Below are 25,913 nucleotides of genomic sequence, written 5' to 3' on the forward strand. Positions count from 1 at the left end.
GCGATGCTTGATTTGATTCTCGACTCTTTAAGAGTCATTAGCCTTCCCATGAAGACCAATTTTCGTGGAATCAATCACCGTGAAGTTGCTTTCTTTGAAGGCCCACAAGGTTGGGCAGAGTTTTCACCTTTTCTTGAATACTCAGATGAAGAATCTTCACGCTGGTTAGCCTGTGCAATAGAGGCTGCAACACAGCCAAGACCAAAGCTTTTTCGCACATCGGTTACGGTTAATGGAACAATTCCTGCCACCAACGACAAAAAAGTCGTGGATGATCTAGTCGCCTCCTATCCAGGTGTAAAAACCTACAAAGTTAAGGTTGGCGATAACCTCAGCGAAGATATTGTCCGATTGGCAAGAATTCGTTCACTTGGTCGCAAAGTAAATATTCGTATCGACGTCAACGGCCTTTGGAGCGTTGAGCAAGCGCTTACCAATCTCTATGCCTTCTACGAAAATGTTGGACCATTTGAATATGTTGAACAACCCTGTGCAACTCTGGATGAATTAAGGGAACTCAAGAGCAAGATCCGTATTCCGCTGAAAATCGCAGTGGATGAGGTAATCCGAAAGTCAGCAGATCCATTTTCGCTGGAGTTACAAGGCGCGGCCGATATTGTGATGCTAAAAGTTCAACCTCTAGGTGGAATAAGAAATGCACATGCCTTAGCAGCTCACCACAAATTACCTGTCGTTGTTTCAAGCGCCCTTGAAAGTGCCGTGGGAATTAATTACGGACTAATTTTGGCCGCCTCCTTTGAAGAGATGAGTTATGACTGCGGCCTTGGCACAGGCTCACTGCTAGCAAAGAACGTTGCAGAGATTCCAATTGTTGATGGAAAAATGCAGATTCAGCGCTTTGAGCCCAACTTTGATGGGTTGGAAGTGTCGGCTGAGCGCTTTGATTGGTGGAAGAATCGAATCATGAGAACAGCGGCGCTACTGGGATGAACAACTCAACCAGCCTTGCGCGCGTGATGGTTCGCCAGATTATTGAAGCGGGAATCACTGACGTAGTTGTTTCTCCAGGTTCTCGAAATGCCCCACTCTCACTTGCATTCTTTGCTGCATCAAAGCGTGGATTAATTAAGTTGCACATGCGAATTGATGAACGCACAGCAGCTTTCTTTGCATTAGGAATCATTAAAGCAACTGGTCGCCCGGTTCCAATTGTTTGCACAAGTGGAACGGCAGTTGCTAATTACCATCCAGCAGTACTAGAGGCCAGCCACACCAATGCTCCGCTATTAGTTTTAACTGCTGATCGCCCTGCCATCTTGCGCAAAACTGGTGCAAATCAAACGACCGAACAAGCAAGAATTTATGGAAAAGCAGTTCGCTACTTTGCAGATATCGACGGACCAGTATTTCCGATGGATCTGCCTTTTGATAGTTTGCGAAATGGTCCAGTGCATTTAAACGTTCAATTCGATGAACCGATGCTTCCAGATGATTCTGATCAGTGGCTAGATGAAATTAAAGTCTCTGCCAAGGCTTTCGAAACTAGAACTAAGCCAACAACTCTCAAGAGTGATGCCAACAGAGGTGTTCTGGTTATTGGTCATGATCGAGGCGGATTAAGCGTTGAGAGCGTTAGAAAGTTTGCTAGAGAATTAGGTTGGCCGATCATTGCCGAAGATCCACTCACATTTGCCGATGCAGTAGCTCATGCCGCTATCTTCTTAACATCAGCTCAAATTCGCGCAGCGTTGATTCCACAAACAGTAATTGTGATAGGTCGCACGACTTTGTCGCGCTCAATTAATACCTTCTTAAAACTTGCGCCCACTCAGATTGTTATCGATCCACGCATGGCCACTGTAGATAGTGACAGGCATGCAGATAAGCGCTTTATGCAGATTCCAGAGCTCAACACAAAAAAAGCATCACCTGAGTGGAGTGAGCAGTGGGAGAAATATGCAGATCGCGCTGCCAAGAGTATTGACGCGCTAACTGGATTTAGCGAAGCTGTGATTTCCAGAGAAGTAGCAGCTAATTTGCCTGAGGGTTCCACCCTCTTTGTTTCATCATCTAGACCCATTAGAGACTTAGAAGGTTTTGCAGCTCCACGTAGTGGTGTGACAACACACGCAAACCGTGGACTAGCAGGCATCGATGGCAATATCTCAACTGCACTAGGAATTGCTTCAGCAAGCAAGCAAACTTTTGCAGTACTGGGTGATTTATCTTTCTTGCATGATTTGACTGGATTAATTCATCGTGAAGATATCAATTGCTGCTTCATTGTGATTAACAACGATGGAGGCGGCATTTTTTCTACTTTGCCACAGCGCGGTGTGGATGGCTTTGAAAGCGTCTTTGGCACACCACATGGCCTTGACCCAGCTGCAATTGCCGGCGCAATGGGGATTAGCGCATCAACAATTTCATCTACTGATGAGCTGAAGAAGGTATTGAAATCAGCAGTTAAAGGAATTTCAATTGTTGTGGCAAATGTTGCATCCAGAGACGAGAATGCAGATTCACTTAAAGCTATCTATGAATCGATGAACTCTATTTAAAGCAAGGCGCTTCGCATTGGAATGAACTTTGCTTCACTTTCAGCTAACTCTTTTACCGGATCTGATCCAACAACAATGCCGCACCCAGCAAAGATTCGAATTGAATCACCTTTAATCTGACCACAACGAAGAGCAATACCTAATTCACCATCTCCTGCAGCATCAATCCAACCAACAGGGCCTGCATAGCGGCCACGAGAGATTGCTTCAATTTCATTAATAAGGGCGGCAGCTTTATCTCTAGGAGTTCCACAGACCGCAGCCGATGGATGAAGTTGTTCCAAGATTGTGAATGCATCAACATGGGCCAAAGTTTCAGCAAGAGCCCCAGTCACATCAGTTGCAAGGTGCATGACGTTTGCTAAGTGCAAAACAAAAGGAGATTCTGGAACGTTGATGGATGTGCAGAAAGGCTCAATGGCATCTGCAACCGAGCGCACTGCATATTCATGTTCTTCTAAATCCTTTGATGAACGCGCAAGTGATGCAGCAAGTGCTAAATCTCGCTCATCATCACCGGTCTTGCTAATAGTTCCGGCCAAGACTCGGGATGTGACCATGCTCTTTGTTAAACGCAAAAGAAGTTCAGGCGTTGCTCCTACTAATCCAGCAACTGAGAAATTCCAAGTGGAAGGGTATTCAGCAGCCAAGGTCTTTAAAATAGAGCGTGCATCGATTGCACTCTCTGAAGTTCCAACAACATCGCGAGCCAATACAACTTTGTCCAATCCATTATTGTGAATACGATCAACTGCGGTTTTCACACCTGATTTCCAGGCTTCATCACTACTTTCACTCACTTCCCAGGTCACAGAAGTCTTAGGCAAATCTGCTCTTTCTGAATTAAGAATTGGTTGTGGATCAGAGCCAACCCAGGTAATCCATGATTTATCGCCCTTTTTACCCACTATTACTTTAGGAATAACAAGGACAGAGACATCATCGGGTGAGAAAGAAAATGAAGAGAACAGAACTGGTCCGGTGCCGTTTCCGTGAACGGTATTAGTAACTGCAAATGTCTCTAACTGCTTCTGCCACCAGTGTCTGGCATCGGCAAATCTATGTGGCCCGCTAACAGTTGTTGTCGCATGAACACCCCAACCAACTAAACCTTCACCGCCTCGCACCCACGCAGTTGGTGCTGAATCTGGAAGCAAATCCAATAAGGGTAGATGATCGCCAAGGCGGGTGGTTGTAACAGGAATGAGGGAAGTCATAAGTGAAGTTCTACTTAATTGTGCTTTCGATTTACTATCCGCCAAATAATTGGAAGTGAGGTTCCGGCAATTGCAATCTTTAGTACTTCACCAACTATAAATGGAGTTAATCCTGCATTTATTGTCCAACTCCAACTTTGGCTAGTGAACTGATGGAGCCAGAGCAAACCGAATGTAAATGTTGTTAGTGTTCCAAGTAGCATTGAAGGCAGAGCTGTTGCAAACTTTTGATCTAAACGCTTCTGTGCAAGTAAACCTAAAAGAAATGTTGAAACAAGCATTCCCACTAAATAGCCACCAGTTGCCCCAACGACTTTTTCAATTCCATAACTTTGTCCAGCAAATACTGGAGCACCAGCTATTCCTGCTAAGAGGTATATGGCAAAGGTTGTAAAGCCAAGTGATGCGCCATAGGTGGTTCCAACTAAGAGAACACCAAGAGTTTGCCCAGTAACCGGAACAGGTGAACCTGGAACTGGAATCGCAATTTGGGCGAGGGCAGCTAAGAAAAACACGCCCCCAACAATTAACACCGCATTGCTCAGAGCACTTGCTCGAGGCAGCACGATTGTTCGAAGGGATGTGGCTGGAAATGACATATTCGAGTCCTCTCGTGTTGGCTGAGTTGTGGATGAGCCTACTTCAAGGGAGAATACGGCTATGTCGCGCGCTAATTTGAGCAAAGATCCTGATGAAGTAGCAGCGATGTTTGATGGCGTGGCCAAGCGCTATGACCTGGTCAATGATTTACTCAGTTTGGGTCGCACCAAGGCCTGGCGCAAAGCTGCAACGAAGATAATCGCCCCAAAGGCAGGAATGCAGATTCTCGATTTAGCCGCTGGCCCGGGCTCATCCTCTGAACCCCTCCATAAAGCAGGGGCAACGGTCTTTGCTACAGATTTCTCTGAGGGAATGCTGGCCGTGGGCCGCAAAAGCCGCCCTTATCTGAACTTCTCAAAGGCAGATGCCCTCAATCTGCCCTTTGAAGCCAATCGCTTTGATGTTGTGACCATCTCCTATGGCCTTCGAAACACTGTGGATTACCCCAAGGCGCTCGCAGAAGCCCTTCGAGTCACCAAACCAGGCGGTCGCATGGTCGTGGTCGAGTTCAGCCATCCCACCTGGCGCCCCTTTCGCACCATCTATACCGAGTATTTGATGAAGGCCCTGCCAGCCATTGCCCGCAAGACCTCCTCTAACCCAGATGCCTATGTCTATTTGGCTGAATCCATTAGGGCATGGCCGGATCAAAAGGGTTTGGCTGCAGCCATGGAAAAGGCGGGGTGGGGCAAGGTGAGCTGGAAAAACCTTACAGGCGGGGTTGTTGCAGTTCACAGCGGGATAAAGGGCTAGCGGTCATTGGCATTAGCCAATGAACTCTAAGATTTCATCCGTGCCAGCTACATCAAATCCATACGTGCCAATTTTGGTACTAGGGGCTATTGGCTTTGGTTTTGCGGTCTTTTCAATAGTTGCAGGCGCTCTGACAGGTCCAAAGCGCTACAACCGTGCGAAGTTAGATGCTTATGAGTGTGGAATTGAACCTTCACCACAAGCTGCTGAAGGTGGACGTTTTCCAGTTAAGTATTTTTTAACGGCAATGCTTTTCATTATCTTTGATATTGAAATTGTTTTCCTTTACCCATGGGCAGTCTCATTTGATGCACTTGGACTATTTGGCTTAATCGAAATGGCTATCTTCATTGGAACAGTCTTTGTTGCATATGCATATGTGTGGCGACGCGGTGGATTGGAATGGGATTAAAAAATGGGTCTTGAAGAGAAAATCCCAAGCGGTTTTGTTCTAACCACTGTTGAAAAGCTAGCCGGCTACATGCGCAAGAACTCATTGTGGCCAGCAACATTTGGTCTTGCTTGCTGTGCTATTGAAATGATGGCAGTGGGTTCAGCAGCTAAATACGATATTTCACGTTTTGGTATGGAAGTTTTCCGTGCATCCCCACGTCAAGCAGATTTAATGATTGTTGCTGGACGTGTTTCAAACAAGATGGCCCCAGTGCTTCGCCAGATTTATGATCAAATGGCAGCGCCAAAGTGGGTAATTGCAATGGGTGCTTGTGCATCTTCAGGTGGAATGTTTAACAACTACGCAATTGTGCAAGGTGTTGATCACGTAGTTCCAGTTGATATCTATCTTCCAGGTTGCCCACCACGTCCTGAGATGTTGCTTGATGCAATCTTGAAACTACATTCAAAGATTTATGATGAAAAATTAGGCTCAAATCGCGCACAAATCATCAAGGAAGTTGAACTTGCTGCAATGAATGCAAAGCCAACTATTGAGATGAAGGGCCTGTTGGCTTAAATGAGTGAACAAGGAATGTTTGGTGCTCAGGGCACCGGCGACACATCAGGATATGGCGGGCTAGCCCGCACAGCTGCTTCTACAGGCTCATCCGAGCGTCCTTATGGCAGTTATTTTGATGAAGTTGCTGATGATTTAGAGCGCGCATATCCAATGTTTTCAGATGCAATTGAACGCGTAGTTGTTGATCGCGGTGAATTAACTTTGCATGTGAAGCGTGAAAAACTGGTGGAAGTTTCTAAGATTTTGCGTGATTCATTAAAGTTTGAAATGTGCATGGGTGTCTCTGGAGTTAACTATCCAGCAGATGCAGGACGTGAATTACACGCCGTTTATCCATTGCTGTCACTAACAAATAATCGACGCATTCGCCTTGAAGTATCAGTGCCTGATGCAGATGCTCACATTCCATCAGTTGTTGAAGTGTGGGCAGGAAATAACTGGCATGAGCGCGAGACTTTTGACATGTTTGGAATCATCTTTGATGGCCACCCAGGTCTTACTCGTATTTTGATGCCAGATGATTGGCAAGGACATCCACAACGTAAAGATTATGCACTCGGTGGAATTCCAGTTGAGTACAAGGGCGCAACAACTCCTCCTCCTAATGAGAGAAGGAGCTACAAGTGACAACTTTTGATCCATATGCACCGTCTCGAGATACCACTGAAGGAACTGTTTATTCAGTAACTGGTGGCGATTGGGATTCACTCGTTCAAGAGATTGGTTCAACTAAAGAAGAGCGCGTTGTTGTGAACATGGGTCCACAGCACCCATCTACTCACGGAGTTCTGCGTTTAGTTCTAGAGCTAGAGGGCGAAACAGTTACTGAAGCTCGTGCTGGAATTGGCTACCTACACACAGGTATTGAAAAGAACATGGAATACCGCAGCTGGACTCAGGGCACGACTTTCGTAACGCGTATGGATTATTTAGCTCCACTATTTAATGAAACTGCTTACTGCTTAGCTGTTGAAAAGCTTTTGGGAATTACACAGGATGTTCCAGAGCGCGCCAGCGTTATTCGCGTGATGATGATGGAGCTCAACCGAATCTCTTCTCATATGGTTGCACTTGGCACAGGAGCCCTTGAATTAGGCGCTATTTCACCTATGTTCTTTGCCTTCCGTGAGCGCGAAACTGTTCTAGATATCTTTGAAATGATTTCTGGTCTTCGCATGAATATGGCTTATGTGCGCCCAGGTGGAGTTCAGCAAGATCTTCCAGCAGGTGCGATTCCAAAGATTCGCGATGCTGTAAAGCTGATGCGCAAGAACTTTAAAGACAACACAACGTTGCTCGTTGGTAATTCAATTTGGATGAAGCGCACACAAGGCATTGGTTACCTAGATCTTGCCGGTTGCACCACTCTTGGAATCACAGGCCCGGTTCTTCGTTCAACTGGATTGCCTTGGGATCTACGCAAGGTGCAACCGTATTGTGGTTATGAGGATTACAACTTTGATGTGATCACTGCAGATACTTGCGATGTTTATGGACGTTTCTTAATTCGCATGAATGAACTTGAGCAGTCACTTCGCATTATTGAGCAAGCACTTGATAAGTTGGAAAAACTAGAAGGTGCACCTGTCATGGTTGCTGATAAGAAGATCGCTTGGCCAGCACAGTTGGCAATGGGCGGTGATGGACTGGGTAACTCTCTCAATCACATCCGCGAAATCATGGGAACATCAATGGAGTCATTGATTCACCACTTCAAGTTAGTTACAGAAGGTTTCCATGTTCCTGCAGGCCAGGTCTATGTGGCAATTGAATCTCCACGAGGTGAGCTTGGTGCCCAGGTTGTCTCTGACGGTGGAACTAAGCCTTATCGCATGCACTTTCGCGAACCATCTTTTAATAACTTGCAAGCAACTTCTGCGATGAGTGAAGGTGGCATGGTTGCCGACATCATTGGCGCTGTTGCCTCTATCGATCCAGTTATGGGAGGCGTTGACCGCTAATGGCATTCTCACAAGAAGATCTAGCAATCATGGAAACGATTATTAAGCGTTATCCACGTCCTCGTTCTGCAATCATGCCGTTGCTCCACTTTGTTCAATCACGTGCGGGCTATGTGACTAATGAGGGAATTGAAATCATTGCCCAGCAGCTAGAGCTTGCAGCTGCTGAAGTCACTGCTGTGTCTACGTTTTATACCCAATATAAGCCAACGCCAGTGGGCGAATACCACGTGGGTGTGTGCACAAATACTTTGTGCGCCATCATGGGTGGGGATGAAATCATGGGTGCGCTTAAAGATCACCTTGGAATTGAAAACGATGGTGTTACAGCAGATGGCAAAGTTTCACTTGAGCATATTGAGTGCAATGCTGCATGTGATTACGCACCAGTTGTTATGGCTAATTGGGAGTTCTATGACAACCAGACTGTTCAATCTGCAAAAGATTTAGTTGATTCAATGCGTGCTGGAAATCCAAAGCCTCCAACACGTGGACCAAATACTTTGGTTACATGGAAGCAAGCATCAGAAGTTCTTGCAGGATTAAATGATGGAAGAGCAAATGAAGGTGTTCAAGCCGGCGGACCAACACTTCTTGGTTTGAAAATTGCAAAGGGAGAAACTAAGTAAATGACTAAGTTAACTCCAGTTCTTTCTGCCCATTGGGATGAAAAAGATTCATTCACAATTGAAGGCTATAAGCGTCACGGTGGTTACACCGCATCAGCTAAAGCACTTGCAATGGATCCAGATGCAATTATTCAACTTGTAAAAGACTCTGGGCTACGCGGTCGTGGCGGAGCAGGTTTCCCAACAGGCATGAAGTGGGGATTTATTCCACAGGGTGATAACAGAGAGCATTACTTAGTTGTTAATGCTGATGAATCAGAGCCAGGAACATGCAAAGACACACCGCTATTGATGGCAAACCCACATGTTCTTATTGAAGGCTGCATCATCGCCTGCCATGCAATTCGTGCAAAGCATGCATTTATCTATATTCGAGGCGAAGTAACACATGTTGTTCGTCGAGTGAATCAAGCAATCGAAGATGCTTACAAAGCAGGATTACTTGGAAATGGCATTGATGTTGTTTTACATATCGGTGCTGGTGCATATATCTGCGGTGAAGAAACCGCACTCCTTGATTCACTAGAAGGCTTCCGTGGACAACCACGTTTGCGCCCACCATTTCCAGCTATTGCAGGCCTTTATGCCCGCCCAACAGTTGTAAATAACGTTGAATCCATTGCTTCAGTTCCAGCAATTATTGCTAATGGCGCTGAGTGGTATCAGAGCATGGGAACTGAGAAGAGCAAAGGCGCAACGCTTTATTCACTCTCAGGCCACGTGAATAACCCTGGACAGTTTGAAGCACCACTTGGAATTACTCTTCGCGAGATTCTTGAACTATCAGGTGGAATTCGCACTGGTCACACATTGAAGTTCTGGACACCTGGTGGATCTTCAACTCCACTATTTACAGCTGAGCATCTAGATGTTCCATTGGATTACGAAGGTGTGTCAGCTGCCGGTTCAATGCTTGGAACTAAGGCTCTACAAATCTTTGATGAAACAACATGTGTTGTTCGCGCAGTATTGCGATGGACTGAGTTCTATAAGCATGAGTCATGCGGTAAGTGCACACCTTGTCGTGAGGGCACATGGTGGTTAGTACAACTTCTACGCGATCTTGAAGCAGGTAAAGGTACTGAAGCAGATCTTGCTAAGTTGCTCGATCTTTGCGACAACATCATGGGCCGCTCATTTTGTGCTCTAGGTGATGGTGCAACAAGTCCAATCACATCATCTATTAAGTATTTCCGCGATGAATACATCGCTCACATCACTCATGGTGGATGTCCATTTGATCCAGTTGCATCAACTCTCTTTGCAGGGGCAGGTGCATAAATGACTACTGAAGTTGTAGACATGATCACTGTCGTTGTTGATGGATTTGAAGTGAGCGTTCCTAAGGGAACATTAGTAATTCGCGCCGCAGAACAACTTGGAATTCAGATTCCACGTTTTTGTGATCACCCACTTCTCGATCCAGTTGGTGCATGTCGCCAATGTTTGGTCGATATTGAAATTAATGGCCGTGCTTTTCCAAAGCCACAGGCTTCTTGCACGATTCCAGTTGAGCCAGGAATGATTGTTAAAACTCAACTCACTTCACCAGTTGCTGAAAAGGCACAGCGCGGTGTTATGGAGCTACTACTTATTAACCACCCACTTGATTGCCCAGTGTGTGACAAGGGTGGCGAGTGCCCACTGCAAAACCAGGCAATGAGCAATGGCCAGGGTGAAACTCGCTTTGAAGGCGTGAAGCGCACATTCCAAAAGCCAATCAACATCTCTTCTCAAGTTTTACTTGATCGCGAGCGTTGTGTTCTCTGTGCTCGTTGCACACGTTTTTCTGAGCAGATCGCATCTGACCCATTTATTACATTGAATGAACGTGGTGCTTTGCAACAAGTTGGTATCTATGAAAACAAACCTTTCGAATCTTATTTCTCAGGTAACACAGTTCAAATCTGTCCGGTGGGAGCACTTACTGGTGCTGCATACCGATTCCGTGCACGTCCCTTTGATTTAGTTTCAACACCATCTGCTTGTGAGCACTGTGCATCTGGTTGCGATATGCGCACAGATGTTCGCCGTGGAAAGACTTTGCGTCGCCTTGCTGGTGATGATTCAACTGTGAATGAAGAGTGGAACTGCGATAAGGGACGTTGGGCATTTAAATATGTCACTTCAGTTGATCGTCTCACAACTCCAATGGTTCGAAATGCATCTGGAGAATTAGTTGCAGCATCGTGGCCAGAGGCTTTAGCTGCAGCAGCAAAGGGATTGAAAGCTTCAAAGGCTGCAGTTCTTGTTGGTGGTCGTGCAACGTATGAAGATGCATATGGCTATAGCAAGTTTGCACGTGTTGCACTTGGCACAAACGATATTGATTTCCGTTCACGTCTTTCATCAAATGAAGAGCGTGAATTCCTTGCAGCACGCGTAGTTGGTTCAACTACAACGTATTTGGATATCGATCGCGCAGATCACGTTCTACTCGTTGGCTTTGAGCCAGAAGAAGAATCACCGATTGTTTTCTTGCGTTTGAATAAGCAAGTACGAAAGCGCGCGCTCAAGGTCACAGCAATTGCAACCAAGCTTTCAATTGGAGTGGAAAAACTCAAGGGTGAGTTTGTAAAGGTTGCTCCAGGGGCTGAAGCTGCTGCTATTGCCTCACAATCACTTACTTCAAAATCAGTGATTTTGGTGGGGGAGCGAGCTGCTGAAAGTGCTGGAGTATTAAGCGCAGTTGCAGCTCTTGCGGATTCAAGCAGTGCCAAGATTGCATGGATTCCACGTCGTGCTGGAGAGCGCGGTGCACTTGAAGCTGGTGCGATCGGAAACGTATTGCCAGGTGGACGCCCAGTTACTGATGCATCAGGACGTGTTGATATAGCAGCGGTGTGGGGAACGGATTCATTACCAAGTGCAGAAGGTAAGAGCACGCAAGAGATTTATGCAGCAGTTAATGCTGGTGAAATCGGTGCATTAGTTGTTGGCGGCGTTGATCCACTTGATGGTGAAAATAGCCAAAGCGCACTTGCAGCACTTGATAAGGCTTTTGTAGTTTCTCTAGAAATTGCTAGCAGCGCGGTTACACAACATGCAGATATTGTATTGCCAGTTGCTGCAGTTACTGAAAAGAGCGGTTCATTTTTGAACTGGGAAGGCCGACCACGTTCATTTGATGCTGCAGTGCAAGATTCACTTAATCGCAGCGATCTTCGTATTCTTTCCATGATTGCCCAAGAGATGGGTACATCAATAAATCTTGGAACTGTTACAGCCGCTATTAAGGAAATTGCTTCCCTTGGTAAGTGGGAGGGTGCTCGCGTATCAATGAGCAAAGTTTCTGCAGCTGCGCAGCCAGCAGTGTCTGGAGATCAATTCATTCTCACATCATGGCGCCGCTTGCTCGATCTTGGAACTTTGCAACAAGGTGAAGAACACCTTGCAGGAACAGCCAGAAAAACTGTTGCAGTTATTTCACCTACGCGCGCTGGCGCTCTTGGCGTGGTCGATGGCGACAAACTTAAGATTTCAACTTCTCTAGGTTCAGTAACTTTGAGGGCACTTGTTGAAGATATTCATGACGATGCTATCTGGGCACCACGTAATTCACGTGGTTCTCAATTACTAGTAAATCTAGGCGTTGCACATGGCGCAGTAGTGAGTGTGGTGAAGGTATGACAACAGCAGAGCTCATTGCCGCAGATTCAGGGACAACCATTCTCATAAAGGCACTCCTTGTCTTTATTTTCTGTGTTGTTCTCACACTTATGTCGGTATGGGGAGAGCGTCGCCTTGTTGGTCGCATGCAAGAGCGTCCAGGCCCAAACCGTGTTGGTCCATTTGGTTTAATTCAAGCTTTAGCTGATGGCGTGAAGTTAGCGCTCAAAGAGGATTTGATTCCAGCGGCCGCAGACAAGATTGTCTTCGTTCTTGCACCAATTATTAGTGCAACAACATGCTTTATGTCTTTTGCTGTCATTCCTATTACTGGTGAAGTTTCACTCTTTGGCAAGACCACTGCGATGCAATTAACTGATCTTCCAGTCGGGGTTTTGTATGTATTAGCAATTGCATCAGTGGGTGTCTATGGAATTGTGTTGGCTGGTTGGTCATCTGGTTCTACATATCCACTCCTTGGCGGATTGCGCTCAAGTGCCCAAGTGATTTCTTATGAAGTTGCAATGGGACTTTCTCTCGTTGCTGTCTTTATTTATGCAGGTTCAATGTCAACTTCTGACATCGTGGCTGCGCAATCAACGTGGTGGTATGGCGTTGTGCTGTTCCCATCATTTGCAATCTATGCAATCTCAATGGTGGGTGAAACTAACCGTGCACCATTCGATTTAGCTGAAGCAGAAGGTGAATTAGTTGGTGGTTTCCACACTGAGTATTCATCACTTAAGTTCGCACTCTTCTTCTTGGCTGAGTATGTAAACATCATCGCAGTTTCAGCTCTTGCCACAACTCTCTTCCTTGGCGGGTATCACGCACCTCCAGGACTTGGCTTTACTGAAGCCTGGTTAGGCGGATGGTTTACCGGCATCTGGTTCTTCTCAAAGGTGCTTGTTTTCTTCTTCGTATTCGTTTGGCTACGCGGCACACTCCCACGCCTTCGCTATGACCAATTTATGCAGTTTGGTTGGAAGATCTTGATTCCAGTATCAATTCTCTGGATCTTGGTTGTTGCAACCCTTCGCACACTCTCACTTGAAGGTGCTCCACGCATTGTTGTCATTGGCTTTGCAAGCTTTGTAGTTCTTCTAGTTATGGCTGCAAACATCGGCTTTGAAAATGCTAAGAAGAAAAAGCTGGAATCACTTGAGGTTGAAGTCAGTGAGCCATCTTTTGCTGTTCCAACTGTTCCAATGAATGTTTCAAACATCAATGTGTCACAAAGTAGCAAGGGAGGCGATCATGTCTGAGCAACTCGAACCGCTAAAGAAGAGTGAGATTTCAGTTAACGATATCGCCTACACAAAGATGGAAACAGGTGAATCAGTAGGACTACTTGGACACCTGAAAGGTTTCTGGATTCCATTTTCTAAGATTTTTAAGAAGACTCTTACAGTTGAATACCCAGAAGTAAAAGCACCAACAGCTGAGCGCTTCCATGGTCGTCACCAACTTAACCGTCACCCAGATGGTTTAGAAAAATGTATTGGTTGCGAACTTTGTGCTTGGGCATGTCCAGCAGATGCAATTTATGTTGAAGGTGCAAATAACACTCCAGAGAATCAAATGTCTCCAGGAGAGCGCTACGGCAAGGTTTATCAAATTAACTATCTGCGTTGTGTGTTCTGCGGACTGTGTATTGAAGCTTGCCCAACACGTGCTTTAACTATGACAAATGAATATGAATTAGCTGATGAATCACGTGAAAAGTTAATCTTTGAAAAGGAAGATTTATTGGCACCACTTCGCCAGGGAATGTTGATGCCTCCGCATCCAATGTATCCAGATATGGATGACAGCAATTACTACAAGGGTGATGTGAAGCAATCACACCCATCTCAGGATGTGAAGTAGATGGTTGATTTAGCTATTTCAGTGGGTCAAACACAGACTCCAGAAGCTGTTTTGTTCTGGGTTCTTGCCCCATTGACTGTTGCTGCAGCGTTAGGGATGTTGCTTGTTAAGAAAGCTGTGCACTCTGCAATTTTGATGGCATCTGTCATGGTCAACTTGGCAGTTTTCTATATTGCTCAAGATGCACTCTTCCTTGGAATCGTGCAGATTGTTGTTTATACCGGCGCAGTAATGATGCTCTTCCTCTTTATTCTTATGCTTGTCGGTGTTGATTCATCTGATTCACTCACTGAAACAATCCCAGGTCTTCGACCAATTGCGATAGTTGCAGCGGTTGGCTTTGGTGGCTTGATGGTTTCCTTAATTGGTCGTGCAACTCTTGGTCGAAACGCAATTGGATTAGAGGCAGCCAATTCACTGGGAAATGTTCAAGGCATCGCACAGCTTCTATTTTCAAGATATGTCTGGCCATTTGAAGTTGTTTCAGCGCTTTTGATCACTGCAGCGCTGGGTGCAATGGTTCTTGCACATCACCAAAGTATTCAAGTGCGACCAACTCAGCGCCAACTTTCAACCCAACGCTTCCGCGGGAAATCACTTGCTAACGCTGCAGGTCTTCCAGCGCCAGGTGTGTTTGCTCGTCACAACGCTGTAGATGTTCCAGCTCTTTTGCCAGATGGCACGCCAGCTGCGAACTCAATTAACGCCACTTTGCAAGCACGTGGAGACATGTTGACTTCAGGAACCTTTGAACTCGGCAAGGTCGACACCAGTAAGGGAGAGGAGAAGTAAATGGATGCAGCTAACTATCTCTATCTATCCGCACTTCTCTTCACTATTGGAGCTGTTGGAGTGGTTGTTCGACGCAATGCAATCGTTGTTTTCATGTGTGTTGAACTCATGCTCAACGCTGCAAACCTAGCTTTTGTGACTTTTTCCAGAATCAACGGAGATCTCAACGGACAAGTAGTGGCCTTCTTTACGATGGTTGTTGCCGCATGTGAGGTTGTAGTTGGTCTTGCAATTATCGTGACGATTTATCGCTCACGCCGTTCAGCATCAGTTGATGATGCTAGTTTGTTGAAGCGATAGCCATGACGACTTCAAACAGCCTCGTTTATTTAATTGCACTGCCATTACTTGGCGCAACCATTCTTTTACTTGCAGGTCGACGTGCTGATAAGTGGGGCCACATTCTCGGAACTCTTATGCCGGCATCATCATTTGCTGTTGGTCTCTACCAACTCTCATTGATGCTCGGCCGATCTACAGAAGAGCGCCCAGTGGGTCAAAAGCTATTTGAGTGGATCTCGGTTGGAAGTTTTAAGGTTGATGCGGGATTACTCCTCGATCAACTTTCAATCTGCTTCGTGCTACTCATTACCGGCGTTGGAACGTTAATCCACATTTATTCAATTTCTTATATGTCACACGATAAAGATCGCAGACGCTTCTTTGCATATCTGAACCTCTTTATTGCAGCGATGCTCTTGTTGGTGCTCGGTGATAGCTACCTCAACCTTTATGTTGGTTGGGAAGGCGTGGGTCTTGCTTCTTATCTATTGATTGGCTTCTGGAATCAAAAGCCTGCTTATGCAACTGCATCAAAGAAGGCATTTGTTATGAACCGTGTTGGTGACATGGGGCTCTCTTTTGCAATCATGATTGCCTTTGCAACAGTAGGAACTGTTTCATTTGCGGGAATCAAAGAGCAGGTCGATCAGACATCAACTGGGGCACTGACTGCCATTGGAATTATGTTGCTAGTTGCAGCAGCTGGTAAATCAGCTCAATTCCCATTACAGGCATGGCTCGGCGATGCGATGGCTGGCCCAACCCCTGTTTCAGCACTTATTCACGCAGCGACAATGGTTACAGCAGGCGTTTATCTCATTACTCGCTCCAACTTCATTTTCGATGCTGCGCCAACTGCCCAACTACTAGTTGTCATTGTTGGTGCGATTACATTGTTATTTGGTGCACTCATTGGTACTGCAAAAGATGACATCAAGAAAGCACTCGCTGCTTCAACAATGTCTCAAATTGGATACATGACTCTTGCAGCTGGATTAGGTCCAGTTGGTTATGCATTCGCAATCATGCATTTGCTAACACACGGCTTCTTTAAAGCTGGAATGTTCCTTGGTGCAGGTTCAGTGATGCATGGAATGAATGATCAAGTAAATATGCGCAGGTACGGCGCACTTCGAAAGTTCATGCCAATTACATTTGTGACATTTGGACTTGGGTATTTAGCAATCCTTGGTGTGCCACCATTTGCAGGTTTCTATTCCAAGGACATGATTATTGAAACCGCATTTAACGCCGGTGGTATTAAGGGATTTCTTCTAGGCTCAATTACATTGTTAGGTGCAGGAATTACTGCCTTCTACATGACTCGCGTCATGATTCTTACTTTCACCGGAACAAAGCGCTGGGATGAGGATGCTCATCCTCATGAATCCCCATGGTTGATGTGGCTACCAATGGCAATTCTTGCAATTGGTTCAGTCTCATCTGGATTCTTGCTATCTCGTGGTGATGCACTCGTTAACTGGCTACATCCACTCTTTGATCATCATGAAGAGCACGAGCATCACCTGCTCGAACCAATTGTTGTTTCAGCACTTGCCTTAACAATGGTTGCCATTGGTGTTGCGATTGCATTCTTTAAGTATTCACGCCAAGAAGTTGCTGCGATCGCGCCAGAAAATGTCTCAGTATTAACAAAGATTGCGCGCCAAGATCTCATGCAGGATCGCTTCAATGAGGCCGTCTTTATGCGCCCAGGTGCGCAGTTAACGCAGGCTTTGGTTAAAACAGATGAAGCGGTTATCGATGGTGCAGTGCGCGGAGTGGGCCAATTGGCGATGAACTCAGGTTCAGCTCTACGCGGGGTGCAAAGCGGATTTGTTCGTAGTTATGCAGCGCTGATCTTTGTTGGCGCGGCCCTTTTGATTGGTGCGATTTGGGTGGTGGTTCAATAATGAATTCATTAACGTTATTGATGTTATTACCAATCATTGGCTCAATTGCCGTAGCAGCTACACCTAAGACAAAAGAGGTTTTGAGTAAGCAAGTTGCACTTGCAACCACTGTAATTGTTGCAGGAGCAACTATTGCAATGGCTATGAACTTCCAGCGCGATAACGTGGATCTTCAGTTTGTCGAGAAGTATTCATGGATTCCAACTTTTGGTATTAACTTTGCTGTTGGTATTGATGGTTTAGCCCTTGTCTTGATTTTGATGTCAACAATTTTGGCACCAATTGTTGTGTTGTCAGGTTGGAATGAAGCTCACGGTGGCCGTTGGTCCGTTAAGACGTTCTACATTCTCATCCTTGTTCTTGAAACAATGATGATTGGTGTCTTTGCAGCAACTGATGTCTTCTTGTTCTACGTCATCTTTGAAGCGATGTTGATTCCGGTTTACTTCCTTATTGGTGGTTACGGAACTGGTGAGCGCTCAGCGGCTGCAGTTAAGTTCTTGATTTACAGCCTCTTCGGTGGATTACTGATGTTGGCATCAATCATCGCGCTCTATGTGATGTCAGGTGCTCAAGGCGGACATACTTTTGATCTGCAAGCACTTTCACAACTTGAAATGAGTTCGACTACGCAGAACTTCCTATTCCTAGGCTTCTTTATCGCCTTTGCAATTAAGGCACCTCTGTGGCCACTTCACACCTGGCTGCCAGATGCTGCTGCTTCTGCAACCCCTGGAACATCAGTGTTACTGCTAGGTGTTCTAGATAAAGTCGGAACTTTCGGAATGATTCGCTACTGCCTAACTTTGTTCCCAGAGGCAAGTAAGACTTTCACACCATTGATTATGGTTCTTGCAGTGATTTCAATTGTTTATGGCGCAATCCTTGCAATTGGTCAAAAGGATCTAAAGCGCTTAATTGCATTTACATCTATTTCACACTTTGGTTTCATCACCATGGGTATCTTTGCAATGACTTCACAGGGCCATAGCGGGGCTACTTTGTATATGTTTAATCACGGCTTCTCAACGGCAGCGTTGTTCATCGTTGGTGGTTGGATGATTGCGCGTCGTGGTTCTTCAACGATTGCAGACTTTGGCGGACTACAGCGCGTCACACCAGTGATGGCTTGGTCCTTCTTCTTAGCTGGAATGTCTTCACTTGCGTTGCCAGGCTTGTCTAGTTTCGTGAGTGAGTTCTTAGTTCTTGTTGGAACATTTACTCGATATCCAGTGCATGCAGTGATTGCAACATTTGGAATTGTTCTAGCTGCGCTCTATATCTTGATTCCAGTTCAAAAAGCTCTGCACGGTCCAACAACTCCGGGTAATGAGGGATTAAGTGATCTCAATATTCGTGAGAAGGTTGCAATTGCACCAGTGATGGCAATCATCATTGCACTTGGTTTCTATCCTTCGCCGTTATTAAATGTAATCAATCCAGCTTCAGCGCATGTGATTGCTCAAATGGGCTTCACTGATCCAGCTCCAACGAATGGTGATAAATAATGGAATTCAGCTCACCAGTTCTTAACTACACACTTCTCTCACCTATGCTTATTGTGCTGGGCGGAGCAATCATTGGCGTGCTAGTTGAAGCCTTTATGTCTAAGGCGCTACGCCCAATCACACAATTATCAGTGACTTTAGGCTCCTTAGTTTTGGCACTGGTGCAGGTCTGGCGAATTCGCAACGAACAATCACTCTCTACAGCAATGGGCTCTGTGGTGATAGATGGTCCTGCGGTTTTGATGCAGGCTTCAATTCTTATTATTTCTCTCATCTCTGTTTTGTTAATCGCAGATGCCCAGCAATTCACTGCATTAGCTGCAGCACTTCCAGGTTCAGAAGAAGAGCGTCATGCGATGCAAAGCGGTAATCAAGTAACTGAGGTCTATCCACTTACCCTCTTTGCGGTTGCGGGAATGATGTTGTTCCCGGTTTCAAGTGATCTCATTACATTGTTTGTGGCACTCGAAGTGCTCTCATTGCCGCTGTATTTAATGGCAGGCCTTTCTCGTCGTCGCCGTTTAGCATCACAGGAAGCAGCACTTAAGTACTTCCTACTGGGTGCTTTTTCATCAGCATTCTTCCTATTTGGTGCAGCTTTCCTCTATGGATACTCATCATCAATTACCTTTACCGGAATCCGCAACGCCGTTGTCGGAGGCGGTGGAAACGATGTCTTCCTACTTATTGGAATCGCATTTATATCTGTTGGTCTGCTCTTTAAAGTGGGAGCAGTTCCATTCCATGCCTGGTCACCAGATGTTTACCAAGGCGCACCAACACCAGTAACTGCATTTATGGCAGCTGCTACAAAGGTTGCAGCCTTTGGTGCGATGCTTCGTATTTACTACACCGTCTTTGCTAATGCCCAATGGTCATGGTCACCAATGCTCACAATCATTGCAATCATCACTATGGTCTTTGGTTCACTTGTTGCCATCGCACAGCGCGATGTGAAGCGCATGTTGGCTTACTCTTCTATTGCTCATGCTGGCTTCTTGTTAACAGGTGTTATTGCCTTGAATAAGGCTGGCCTTGAGGCATCACTGTTTTATCTCTTTGCTTATGGCATCACAACAGTTGGTGCATTTGCCATCGTGACTTTGGTTCGCGATTCTGCCGGTGAAGTAACCGATCTCAACCGTTGGAAAGGTTTAGGAAAGCGCTCACCTTGGGTTGCTATTGCTTTTGCTACATTCCTGCTTTCCTTTGCTGGAATTCCACTTACTAGCGGATTTATTGGAAAGTTTTCAATCTTCTCTGCAGCATATGAAAGTGGCGCAACTAGTGTTGTTATCGCCGGTGTGCTCTCGAGTGCAATCGCAGCCTTCTTCTATGTCCGCGTTATTGTTTTGATGTTCTTCACTGATCCAATCGAAGATGGAACAAGCGTTGAAATTCCATCATCACTGACATCAATTGCGGTTATCTTCTCGATGATCGTGACGATTGCCTTGGGTGTCTTCCCAGCGCCAATTCTTGACTTCATCTCAAACCTCGCAACCTTCATTCGCTAATGTCATCATTTGGCATTCCCAACGTTGCTCCAGAGTTGGAAGCAACGCTTATTCGACAGATGGCCGAAGTTGAAAGCCTGCTTCTCAGCCACACACGCAGCGAGTACCCATTTGTTGATGAAACTGCACACCACCTTGTTGCCGCTGGCGGTAAGCGTTTGCGCCCACTGCTCACATTGTTAACTGCTCAGTTTGGTGATTCAACACGTCAAGGAGTTATTGCAGCTGCAGTTGCCTGCGAAATTACACACCTTGCAACTCTTTATCACGATGATGTTATGGATGAGGCACCACTTCGTCGCGGAGTGGAAAGTGCAAATATGCGATGGGGAAACACCATTGCGATTTTGACGGGCGATTTTCTCTTTGCAAAGTCCTCTGATTTATTAGCCGACCTTGGCCCAGAAGCAGTGCGCTTACAGGCTCGCACATTCGAGCGCTTGGTAATTGGCCAGATTATGGAAACTCAGGGACCAAACCCAGGACAAGATCCACTTGAGCATTACTTAAAAGTTGTGGCGGATAAAACAGGATCACTTATTTCAGCTTCTGCTAGATACGGTGGAATGATTTCTGGAGCACCTGCAGAAATCACAGATACAGTAACAAAATTTGGAGAAAAGATTGGTGTTGCATTCCAGTTAGCCGATGATGTTATCGATATTGCTAGTGAATCAAATCAATCAGGAAAGACCCCGGGTACGGATCTGCGAGAAGGTGTCCCAACACTTGTCACTCTCAATGTTATGAAATCAACTGATTCATCTGATCGTGAATTGCAGCAGCTTTTATCGGCACCTATTGAAGATGAAGATACTGTGCAGCAGGTGCTGAGCTCACTGCGTAGTCACAAAGCTTTGGGTGAATCGCGTGAACAGTTATATCAGATTGCAAAAGAAGCTAGAACCGCTCTGGGCCCACTACCTGTGTGTGATGCAACAGGTGCGCTGATGTCACTTTGTGACGCTGTTATCGACCGCTCTGCTTGATCGCACTAAATCTGTTCCTAAAGTAATCAGCGCAACCCAGATAATGAGAAAACCTGCCCAACGTGCAGGTGGCATATCTTCATGAAGCACCCACACGCCAATAGAGAACTGCAAGGTCGGTGTGATGTATTGCAAAAGCCCAATAGTTGAAAGCGGTAGGCGAGTAGTTGAACCATTAAAGAGAAGCAGCGGAATAGCAGTTATTGCACCAGCACTAATGAGGAGAAATGTTAAGCCTGGGGTGTTACCAAACTGTCCTGTGCCCTGATTGCCTAAGTAGATGAGGTATGCAGCATAAGGAATAAATGAAATGCCAGTTTCAATCGCAAGACCTTCAAGTGCCCCAAGACCCAACTGCTTCTTGATAAGGCCATAACTACCCCATGAAATAGCTAGCGCAAGTGCAATCCAAGGAAGACGGCCGTAGTCGATAGTGAGAACTAAAACGCCAAGGGATGCAATACCAACTGCTACCCATTGCAAGACGCGCATCTTCTCTTTTAACAACAAGACACCAAAAGCAATAATGATTAATGGGTTGATGTAATAGCCAAGGGATGCCTCAACTACGTGGCCATTATTAGTTGCCCAGATATAGACCAGCCAGTTAACAGAGATTAAAAATGAGGCCGCAAAGAGTTTGAGTGCTACTTGGGGGCGCTTGAGAGTTGTGACAGTAGATTTAAGCGCTTTAGTAATTGCCAAGATGATGATGCAGAAAACCAAAGTCCACACTGCGCGGTGGGAGACAATCTCTAGCGCATCGGCTGGTTCAAGCAGCGGCCAATATAGGGGAAACAAACCCCACAGCCCGTATGCGCTTAAGCCAAAGACAAGGCCTAACTTATTTTTACTCAATTATCTAAAGTTCGTAAATTGAACTGCGAAATCCCAGCCACCATCTTTGATCATGGCCATAGTTGCTTGAAGATCATCACGACTCTTTGACGTTACACGTAGTTCATCACCTTGAATCTGAGTCTTAACTGATTTAGGGCCTTCATCGCGAACAAGCTTTGCAATCTTTTTGGCGTTCTCAGTTGAAATACCTTCTTTTAGAGGTGCTGCAATTTTGTAGATTTTGCCGCTCAGTTGTGGTGCTCCTGCATCTAGGTGCTTGAGTGAAACTCCACGCTTAATCATCTTGTCTTTGACAACATCGAGTGCTGCTTTTGCGCGCTCTTCAGTATCGGCTTCAATCAAAACCTTTTCGCCCTCTAGTTCAATTTTTGAACCAGTGTTTTTGAAATCAAAGCGAGTATCAATCTCGCGAATAGCCTGGTTAATAGCGTTATCGAGCTCCATACGGTCGATCTTGGAGGTAACGTCAAAGCTTGCATCTGCTGCCATGGTGAGGACTCCTTCACTGGCTTAAAAGGCGGTTTGTGCGACTACGAGGCTAAGGTATCCTTTCCCTTCGCACTATCCATAATTGCCGCAGTACTTGTTCGACCTTGGCGGGTTGCCCGAGCGGCCAATGGGAGGGGACTGTAAATCCCCCGGCTCTGCCTTCGAAGGTTCAAATCCTTCACCCGCCACCAGTAAGAGCTTATGAAAATGAGCGCAGTTGTTTAGCCCTACTTCGCAGAAGATCTTGCGCGTGCAGCGCGTGATAAAAACAGGGCAAAGACAAGGGCTAACACAATTCCAGTATTAACGCCCATTTCAATAAGTGCGCGGTTGAAGTATTCAGTTGTCTTTTCTTTCTCCATAGTCAAAGAAGCACCAACTGTCAGAATATGTCGAACCGCTGCGATAACACCAATAATCAAGAAGTTATCTAGTTGGAAAATTCCGTCAGTAAATCGCACAATCACTGTGCGCATGATTTCTAGAATAATGACCACGAACAAAATGTCGTTGATTCCTTGGATCATTCCAACTGGAAAGAATGGTCGAGTTTCGATCAGGCGCTGCAAGGTATAGCCGGCAGCCAAGATAGAAACTACAAAAAGAAGTATTCCAAGAAAGCCGTGCAAGATATCTTCCAGCTTGTCGATGAAAGTTACAGGGATGAGTGACTCATCTCCTGTTAGCAAACCTTTAACTGACTTGTACTTCATCGTCTCCGCCCTCCGTTGGAATAATCAAGGGTAAATCCAGGCTAGCAATCCTGCAATATGTAGAGCTCAATGGACCCAAGTGCGATCCCCAGGCTTGGCCTGCTACCTCTAGTGGCTGTAAGCGGGGCGCGTTCTTGCAAACAAATCGCGTGTAGACAACGCCGAACTGCCTTATTAGCCTTCTCTTGTATCCACCGACTTTGAGGAGTTATCCGTGAAAAAACGTTTTGGAATTTTTGCAGCAGTTGTAATTGCAGCTGCGCTAACACTTACAGGCTGTTCTTCATCTGATTCTGCAACATCTGAAAGCGCATCATGTGCCAAGGCAGATCTTGCAACAGTTACTGAAGGCAAGCTAACAATCGCAACTGGTGAGCCTGCTTACTACCCATGGATTATTGATGATGCACCACAGACTGGAAACGGCTTTGAAGGTGCAGTTGCATACGCAGTTGCTAAGCAACTCGGATTTGATGCAGCAGATGTCACATGGGTTCGTACAACATTTGATTCAGCTGTAACACCAGGAGAAAAGAACTTTGACTTCAACTTGCAGCAATTCTCAATTACAGAAGAGCGCAAGACTGCAGTTGATTTCTCATCTCCTTACTACACAGCTCCACAAGCAATCGTTTCCTTCAAGGGAAGCAAGATTGATGGAAAGACCACTCTTGCTGAACTCAAGGATGCAAAGCTAGGTGCAGCAGTTGGCACAACATCACTTGATGCAATCGAAAACCAGATTGGTTCAAAGCCACAGGTATTTAACGATAACGCTGCAGGTGTTTCAGCACTTAAGAACAAGCAGATTGATGGCTTAGTAGTAGATCTACCAACAGCCTTCTATCTATCAGGTGTTGAAGTTCCAAACGGAATCATCGTTGGTCAGTTGCCTTCAACTGGTTCAGGAGATCAATTTGGTCTCTTGCTAACCAAGGGCAGTGCATTAACTTCTTGCGTTTCAGGCGCAGTTGATGCAATCACTGCTGATGGCACATTGGCAGCCATTACAGATAAGTGGCTTGCAACAGAGGCTGGCGCGCCAGCTTTGAAGCCATAAGCGTAATAAAGAAGTAAACACGGTAGTTTGGCGACCATGTCAGAGCGAGTTAACTCTGCTTGGTCGCCAAGCTCACGTGAGATTCAAAGACGTGGTGAACGAAAGCGAATAAGTAGACGGCAAGGAATTATTGCCGCAGTTTCAACCACAGTAGTTCTGGGCTCGTTGTTCACCGTTCTTGTTACATCCCCAGGCTGGGAAATAGTTAAAAAAACCTTCTTTGATATTGATTATGGCCGCGAGGTTTTCCCAACAGTTATTGCGGGATTATGGATCAACTTACAGCTGACCTTCATCGGGGGAGCAGCCATTGGCATCATTGCCCTAGGACTTGCACTCCTGCGAACTACTAAATCTCCAGCCCTGACTCCCTTTAGATTTCTAGCAACTGCATACGTTGATATTTTCCGCGGGGCACCGCTTATCTTGATTATCTTGCTGGTGGGTTTTGGTGTGCCAGCACTACGGCTCAAGGGAATATCTAGCAATGTAATTTTCTTGGGCACCGTTGCAGTTGTTCTCACATACTCTGCATACGTCGCCGAAGTTATCCGAAGTGGAATTCTCTCCATTCACCCAAGCCAGCGGGCTGCTGCACGCTCATTAGGTTTAACTTCAGGACAGACCATGCGTTATGTGGTCTTGCCACAGGCAATTAGACGTGTTGTTCCACCACTTCTTAATGACTTTGTTTCACTGCTTAAAGACACAGGTTTAGTTTCAATTCTGGGTGTAACAGATGCAGTTCGTGCAGCGCAGATTAATGCCTCTCGAACCTTTAATTACACACCTTATGTAGTTGCCGCAGTTTTGTTCTTGCTCATCACAATTCCAATGACCCGCTACACAGATCGCGCCATTAGGCAGCGCACCAATGCTCAAAGTTCAGAGGGTGCTATCTAATGGCTAACGTCCTAGAACTGAGCAAGATTCGTAAATCCTTTGGCACAGAGCTCGTTTTAAATGATCTATCACTTTCGGTTCCAGAACACACTGCCACGGTCTTAATCGGCGCTTCAGGTTCAGGTAAATCAACCTTGCTTCGCTGCATTAACCTGCTTGAATCAATTGATGATGGGCAGATATTTCTTGATGGTGAAGAGATTTCAGATCCACTCATCAACGTTGATGAAGTGCGGCGCAAACTAGGAATGGTTTTCCAATCCTTTAATCTCTTTCCACATAAAACAGTTCTTGAAAACATCACACTTGCCCCGATAAAGGTGCAAGGAAAGAACAAGGATGAGGCAACTACCGCAGCCCTTGCTCTCCTTAAGCGCTTTGACTTAGCAGATAAGGCCGATCAATATCCAGATCGCTTAAGTGGAGGGCAGCAACAGCGAGTCGCAATCATTCGCTCACTTGCACTTAACCCACGTCTGTTATTACTCGATGAAATTACATCTGCTCTTGATCCAGTTTTGGTTAATGAGGTATTGAGTATTGTGCGTGATTTAAAGTCCGATGGAATGACCATGGTGCTGGCAACACATGAGATGGGCTTTGCAACACAAGTAGCAGATGAAGTCTGTTTCTTGGAGTCTGGAAACATTTTGGAGCGAGGTTCGGCCCAAGATGTTTTGCATGCGCCAAAGAACCCAAAGACTCAAGAGTTCTTAAAGCGCGTGCATCAAGCTGGAAGGCTGTAGGGTT

26 protein-coding genes and 1 tRNA gene are annotated in these 25,913 nt (G+C 45.8%); 22 read left to right on the plus strand and 5 right to left on the minus strand.

The features are described from left to right. Window positions 1-3: 3 nt before the first annotated feature. Both A7sIIA15_RS00675 and menD read left to right on the plus strand, forming a co-directional pair. Window positions 4-951 carry an o-succinylbenzoate synthase gene (locus A7sIIA15_RS00675; protein ID WP_095685346.1) on the plus strand — a complete coding sequence of 316 codons (948 nt, stop codon included), beginning with the start codon at window positions 4-6 and terminating at the stop codon, window positions 949-951. Further along, window positions 948-2,522 carry a 2-succinyl-5-enolpyruvyl-6-hydroxy-3-cyclohexene-1-carboxylic-acid synthase gene (gene menD, locus A7sIIA15_RS00680; protein WP_095685347.1) on the plus strand — a complete coding sequence of 525 codons (1,575 nt, stop codon included), beginning with the start codon at window positions 948-950 and terminating at the stop codon, window positions 2,520-2,522. The genes A7sIIA15_RS00675 and menD overlap by 4 nt, the downstream gene beginning before the upstream one ends. Here menD and A7sIIA15_RS00685 read toward each other — a convergent pair. Continuing rightward, window positions 2,519-3,739, minus strand: coding sequence for an isochorismate synthase (locus A7sIIA15_RS00685; RefSeq protein ID WP_095685348.1), 1,221 nt, complete (start codon window positions 3,737-3,739; stop codon window positions 2,519-2,521). The genes menD and A7sIIA15_RS00685 overlap by 4 nt on opposite strands. A gap of 14 nt (window positions 3,740-3,753) precedes the next feature. Then, entirely contained in the window at window positions 3,754-4,338 is a 585-nt protein-coding gene (locus A7sIIA15_RS00690) for a biotin transporter BioY (RefSeq protein ID WP_095685349.1), read from the minus strand. A 61-nt stretch (window positions 4,339-4,399) separates the two neighbouring features. Between A7sIIA15_RS00690 and A7sIIA15_RS00695 the strand changes: the two genes are divergently transcribed. The 16 genes from A7sIIA15_RS00695 to A7sIIA15_RS00770 are packed head-to-tail and all read left to right on the plus strand — an operon-like array spanning window position 4,400 to window position 21,137. Then, window positions 4,400-5,092, plus strand: coding sequence for a demethylmenaquinone methyltransferase (locus A7sIIA15_RS00695; protein ID WP_095685350.1), 693 nt, complete (start codon window positions 4,400-4,402; stop codon window positions 5,090-5,092). 19 nt (window positions 5,093-5,111) lie between these two features. Further along, window positions 5,112-5,504: an NADH-quinone oxidoreductase subunit A gene (locus A7sIIA15_RS00700; protein ID WP_095657689.1), complete on the plus strand. Its 393-nt coding sequence runs from the start codon at window positions 5,112-5,114 to the stop codon at window positions 5,502-5,504. 3 nt (window positions 5,505-5,507) lie between these two features. After that, window positions 5,508-6,065 (plus strand): NuoB/complex I 20 kDa subunit family protein, encoded by a 558-nt coding sequence (locus A7sIIA15_RS00705; protein ID WP_095657688.1) that lies wholly within the window; start codon window positions 5,508-5,510, stop codon window positions 6,063-6,065. Beyond that, window positions 6,066-6,695, plus strand: a complete 630-nt coding sequence (locus tag A7sIIA15_RS00710) for an NADH-quinone oxidoreductase subunit C (RefSeq protein WP_095685351.1) — start codon at window positions 6,066-6,068, stop codon at window positions 6,693-6,695. It begins immediately after the preceding gene. Then, on the plus strand, window positions 6,692-8,029 hold the full coding sequence (locus tag A7sIIA15_RS00715; RefSeq protein ID WP_095685352.1) for an NADH-quinone oxidoreductase subunit D: 1,338 nt from the start codon (window positions 6,692-6,694) through the stop codon (window positions 8,027-8,029). Before A7sIIA15_RS00710 ends, A7sIIA15_RS00715 begins: the two co-directional genes overlap by 4 nt. Next, entirely contained in the window at window positions 8,029-8,658 is a 630-nt protein-coding gene (gene nuoE / locus A7sIIA15_RS00720) for an NADH-quinone oxidoreductase subunit NuoE (protein WP_095685353.1), read from the plus strand. The genes A7sIIA15_RS00715 and nuoE overlap by 1 nt, the downstream gene beginning before the upstream one ends. Beyond that, on the plus strand, window positions 8,659-9,939 hold the full coding sequence (nuoF, locus tag A7sIIA15_RS00725; protein WP_095657684.1) for an NADH-quinone oxidoreductase subunit NuoF: 1,281 nt from the start codon (window positions 8,659-8,661) through the stop codon (window positions 9,937-9,939). After that, on the plus strand, window positions 9,940-12,288 hold the full coding sequence (locus A7sIIA15_RS00730) for an NADH-quinone oxidoreductase subunit G (RefSeq protein WP_095685354.1): 2,349 nt from the start codon (window positions 9,940-9,942) through the stop codon (window positions 12,286-12,288). Further along, entirely contained in the window at window positions 12,285-13,532 is a 1,248-nt protein-coding gene (nuoH, locus tag A7sIIA15_RS00735) for an NADH-quinone oxidoreductase subunit NuoH (protein WP_095685355.1), read from the plus strand. Before A7sIIA15_RS00730 ends, nuoH begins: the two co-directional genes overlap by 4 nt. Beyond that, window positions 13,525-14,136 (plus strand): NADH-quinone oxidoreductase subunit NuoI, encoded by a 612-nt coding sequence (gene nuoI, locus A7sIIA15_RS00740; RefSeq protein ID WP_095685356.1) that lies wholly within the window; start codon window positions 13,525-13,527, stop codon window positions 14,134-14,136. The genes nuoH and nuoI overlap by 8 nt, the downstream gene beginning before the upstream one ends. Then, window positions 14,137-14,928 carry an NADH-quinone oxidoreductase subunit J gene (locus tag A7sIIA15_RS00745; protein WP_095685357.1) on the plus strand — a complete coding sequence of 264 codons (792 nt, stop codon included), beginning with the start codon at window positions 14,137-14,139 and terminating at the stop codon, window positions 14,926-14,928. Beyond that, on the plus strand, window positions 14,929-15,228 hold the full coding sequence (nuoK, locus tag A7sIIA15_RS00750) for an NADH-quinone oxidoreductase subunit NuoK (protein ID WP_029635628.1): 300 nt from the start codon (window positions 14,929-14,931) through the stop codon (window positions 15,226-15,228). A 2-nt stretch (window positions 15,229-15,230) separates the two neighbouring features. Further along, on the plus strand, window positions 15,231-17,123 hold the full coding sequence (nuoL, locus tag A7sIIA15_RS00755) for an NADH-quinone oxidoreductase subunit L (RefSeq protein ID WP_095685358.1): 1,893 nt from the start codon (window positions 15,231-15,233) through the stop codon (window positions 17,121-17,123). Beyond that, window positions 17,123-18,631: an NADH-quinone oxidoreductase subunit M gene (locus tag A7sIIA15_RS00760; protein ID WP_095685359.1), complete on the plus strand. Its 1,509-nt coding sequence runs from the start codon at window positions 17,123-17,125 to the stop codon at window positions 18,629-18,631. The genes nuoL and A7sIIA15_RS00760 overlap by 1 nt, the downstream gene beginning before the upstream one ends. Continuing rightward, window positions 18,631-20,148: an NADH-quinone oxidoreductase subunit NuoN gene (gene nuoN, locus A7sIIA15_RS00765; RefSeq protein ID WP_095685360.1), complete on the plus strand. Its 1,518-nt coding sequence runs from the start codon at window positions 18,631-18,633 to the stop codon at window positions 20,146-20,148. The genes A7sIIA15_RS00760 and nuoN overlap by 1 nt, the downstream gene beginning before the upstream one ends. Next, window positions 20,148-21,137 (plus strand): polyprenyl synthetase family protein, encoded by a 990-nt coding sequence (locus A7sIIA15_RS00770; protein WP_095685361.1) that lies wholly within the window; start codon window positions 20,148-20,150, stop codon window positions 21,135-21,137. Before nuoN ends, A7sIIA15_RS00770 begins: the two co-directional genes overlap by 1 nt. On the opposite strand, the gene rarD is transcribed toward A7sIIA15_RS00770, so the two are convergent. Further along, window positions 21,102-21,995 carry an EamA family transporter RarD gene (gene rarD / locus A7sIIA15_RS00775; RefSeq protein WP_095685362.1) on the minus strand — a complete coding sequence of 298 codons (894 nt, stop codon included), beginning with the start codon at window positions 21,993-21,995 and terminating at the stop codon, window positions 21,102-21,104. The two genes, A7sIIA15_RS00770 and rarD, sit on opposite strands and share 36 nt — an antisense overlap. After that, window positions 21,996-22,487: a YajQ family cyclic di-GMP-binding protein gene (locus tag A7sIIA15_RS00780; protein WP_095685363.1), complete on the minus strand. Its 492-nt coding sequence runs from the start codon at window positions 22,485-22,487 to the stop codon at window positions 21,996-21,998. Between the two features lie 106 nt (window positions 22,488-22,593). Between A7sIIA15_RS00780 and A7sIIA15_RS00785 the strand changes: the two genes are divergently transcribed. Beyond that, window positions 22,594-22,678, plus strand: a tRNA-Tyr gene (locus A7sIIA15_RS00785). A 36-nt stretch (window positions 22,679-22,714) separates the two neighbouring features. Here A7sIIA15_RS00785 and A7sIIA15_RS00790 read toward each other — a convergent pair. Next, complete coding sequence (locus A7sIIA15_RS00790) at window positions 22,715-23,200, minus strand: phosphate-starvation-inducible PsiE family protein (protein ID WP_095685364.1); 486 nt, start codon at window positions 23,198-23,200, stop codon at window positions 22,715-22,717. Window positions 23,201-23,414: 214 nt separating this feature from the next. On the opposite strand from A7sIIA15_RS00790, the gene A7sIIA15_RS00795 reads away from it, so the two are divergent. The 3 genes from A7sIIA15_RS00795 to A7sIIA15_RS00805 are packed head-to-tail and all read left to right on the plus strand — an operon-like array spanning window position 23,415 to window position 25,909. Further along, window positions 23,415-24,260 carry an ABC transporter substrate-binding protein gene (locus tag A7sIIA15_RS00795; protein ID WP_095685365.1) on the plus strand — a complete coding sequence of 282 codons (846 nt, stop codon included), beginning with the start codon at window positions 23,415-23,417 and terminating at the stop codon, window positions 24,258-24,260. Between the two features lie 36 nt (window positions 24,261-24,296). Further along, complete coding sequence (locus tag A7sIIA15_RS00800; protein ID WP_095685366.1) at window positions 24,297-25,163, plus strand: amino acid ABC transporter permease; 867 nt, start codon at window positions 24,297-24,299, stop codon at window positions 25,161-25,163. Continuing rightward, complete coding sequence (locus A7sIIA15_RS00805; RefSeq protein WP_095685367.1) at window positions 25,163-25,909, plus strand: amino acid ABC transporter ATP-binding protein; 747 nt, start codon at window positions 25,163-25,165, stop codon at window positions 25,907-25,909. The genes A7sIIA15_RS00800 and A7sIIA15_RS00805 overlap by 1 nt, the downstream gene beginning before the upstream one ends. Window positions 25,910-25,913: the final 4 nt, after the last annotated feature.

The sequence above is a fragment of the Candidatus Planktophila vernalis genome (genome assembly GCF_002288185.1).
GTDB classification, from domain to species: Bacteria; Actinomycetota; Actinomycetes; order Nanopelagicales; family Nanopelagicaceae; genus Planktophila; species Planktophila vernalis.

Coding starts and splice junctions, on each gene's coding strand:
- A7sIIA15_RS00710 (WP_095685351.1), top strand. CDS start 6,066: ATGAGTGAACAAGGAATGTTTGGTGCTCAGGGCACCGGCGACACATCA.
- A7sIIA15_RS00800 (WP_095685366.1), top strand. CDS start 24,297: ATGTCAGAGCGAGTTAACTCTGCTTGGTCGCCAAGCTCACGTGAGATT.
- A7sIIA15_RS00780 (WP_095685363.1), bottom strand. CDS start 22,487: ATGGCAGCAGATGCAAGCTTTGACGTTACCTCCAAGATCGACCGTATG.
- A7sIIA15_RS00705 (WP_095657688.1), top strand. CDS start 5,508: ATGGGTCTTGAAGAGAAAATCCCAAGCGGTTTTGTTCTAACCACTGTT.
- nuoE (WP_095685353.1), top strand. CDS start 8,029: ATGGCATTCTCACAAGAAGATCTAGCAATCATGGAAACGATTATTAAG.
- A7sIIA15_RS00685 (WP_095685348.1), bottom strand. CDS start 3,739: ATGACTTCCCTCATTCCTGTTACAACCACCCGCCTTGGCGATCATCTA.
- A7sIIA15_RS00695 (WP_095685350.1), top strand. CDS start 4,400: ATGTCGCGCGCTAATTTGAGCAAAGATCCTGATGAAGTAGCAGCGATG.
- A7sIIA15_RS00690 (WP_095685349.1), bottom strand. CDS start 4,338: ATGTCATTTCCAGCCACATCCCTTCGAACAATCGTGCTGCCTCGAGCA.
- A7sIIA15_RS00700 (WP_095657689.1), top strand. CDS start 5,112: ATGAACTCTAAGATTTCATCCGTGCCAGCTACATCAAATCCATACGTG.
- A7sIIA15_RS00770 (WP_095685361.1), top strand. CDS start 20,148: ATGTCATCATTTGGCATTCCCAACGTTGCTCCAGAGTTGGAAGCAACG.
- A7sIIA15_RS00805 (WP_095685367.1), top strand. CDS start 25,163: ATGGCTAACGTCCTAGAACTGAGCAAGATTCGTAAATCCTTTGGCACA.
- A7sIIA15_RS00730 (WP_095685354.1), top strand. CDS start 9,940: ATGACTACTGAAGTTGTAGACATGATCACTGTCGTTGTTGATGGATTT.
- nuoI (WP_095685356.1), top strand. CDS start 13,525: ATGTCTGAGCAACTCGAACCGCTAAAGAAGAGTGAGATTTCAGTTAAC.
- A7sIIA15_RS00760 (WP_095685359.1), top strand. CDS start 17,123: ATGAATTCATTAACGTTATTGATGTTATTACCAATCATTGGCTCAATT.
- A7sIIA15_RS00790 (WP_095685364.1), bottom strand. CDS start 23,200: ATGAAGTACAAGTCAGTTAAAGGTTTGCTAACAGGAGATGAGTCACTC.
- A7sIIA15_RS00745 (WP_095685357.1), top strand. CDS start 14,137: ATGGTTGATTTAGCTATTTCAGTGGGTCAAACACAGACTCCAGAAGCT.
- nuoK (WP_029635628.1), top strand. CDS start 14,929: ATGGATGCAGCTAACTATCTCTATCTATCCGCACTTCTCTTCACTATT.
- nuoL (WP_095685358.1), top strand. CDS start 15,231: ATGACGACTTCAAACAGCCTCGTTTATTTAATTGCACTGCCATTACTT.
- menD (WP_095685347.1), top strand. CDS start 948: ATGAACAACTCAACCAGCCTTGCGCGCGTGATGGTTCGCCAGATTATT.
- A7sIIA15_RS00675 (WP_095685346.1), top strand. CDS start 4: ATGCTTGATTTGATTCTCGACTCTTTAAGAGTCATTAGCCTTCCCATG.
- nuoF (WP_095657684.1), top strand. CDS start 8,659: ATGACTAAGTTAACTCCAGTTCTTTCTGCCCATTGGGATGAAAAAGAT.
- nuoN (WP_095685360.1), top strand. CDS start 18,631: ATGGAATTCAGCTCACCAGTTCTTAACTACACACTTCTCTCACCTATG.
- nuoH (WP_095685355.1), top strand. CDS start 12,285: ATGACAACAGCAGAGCTCATTGCCGCAGATTCAGGGACAACCATTCTC.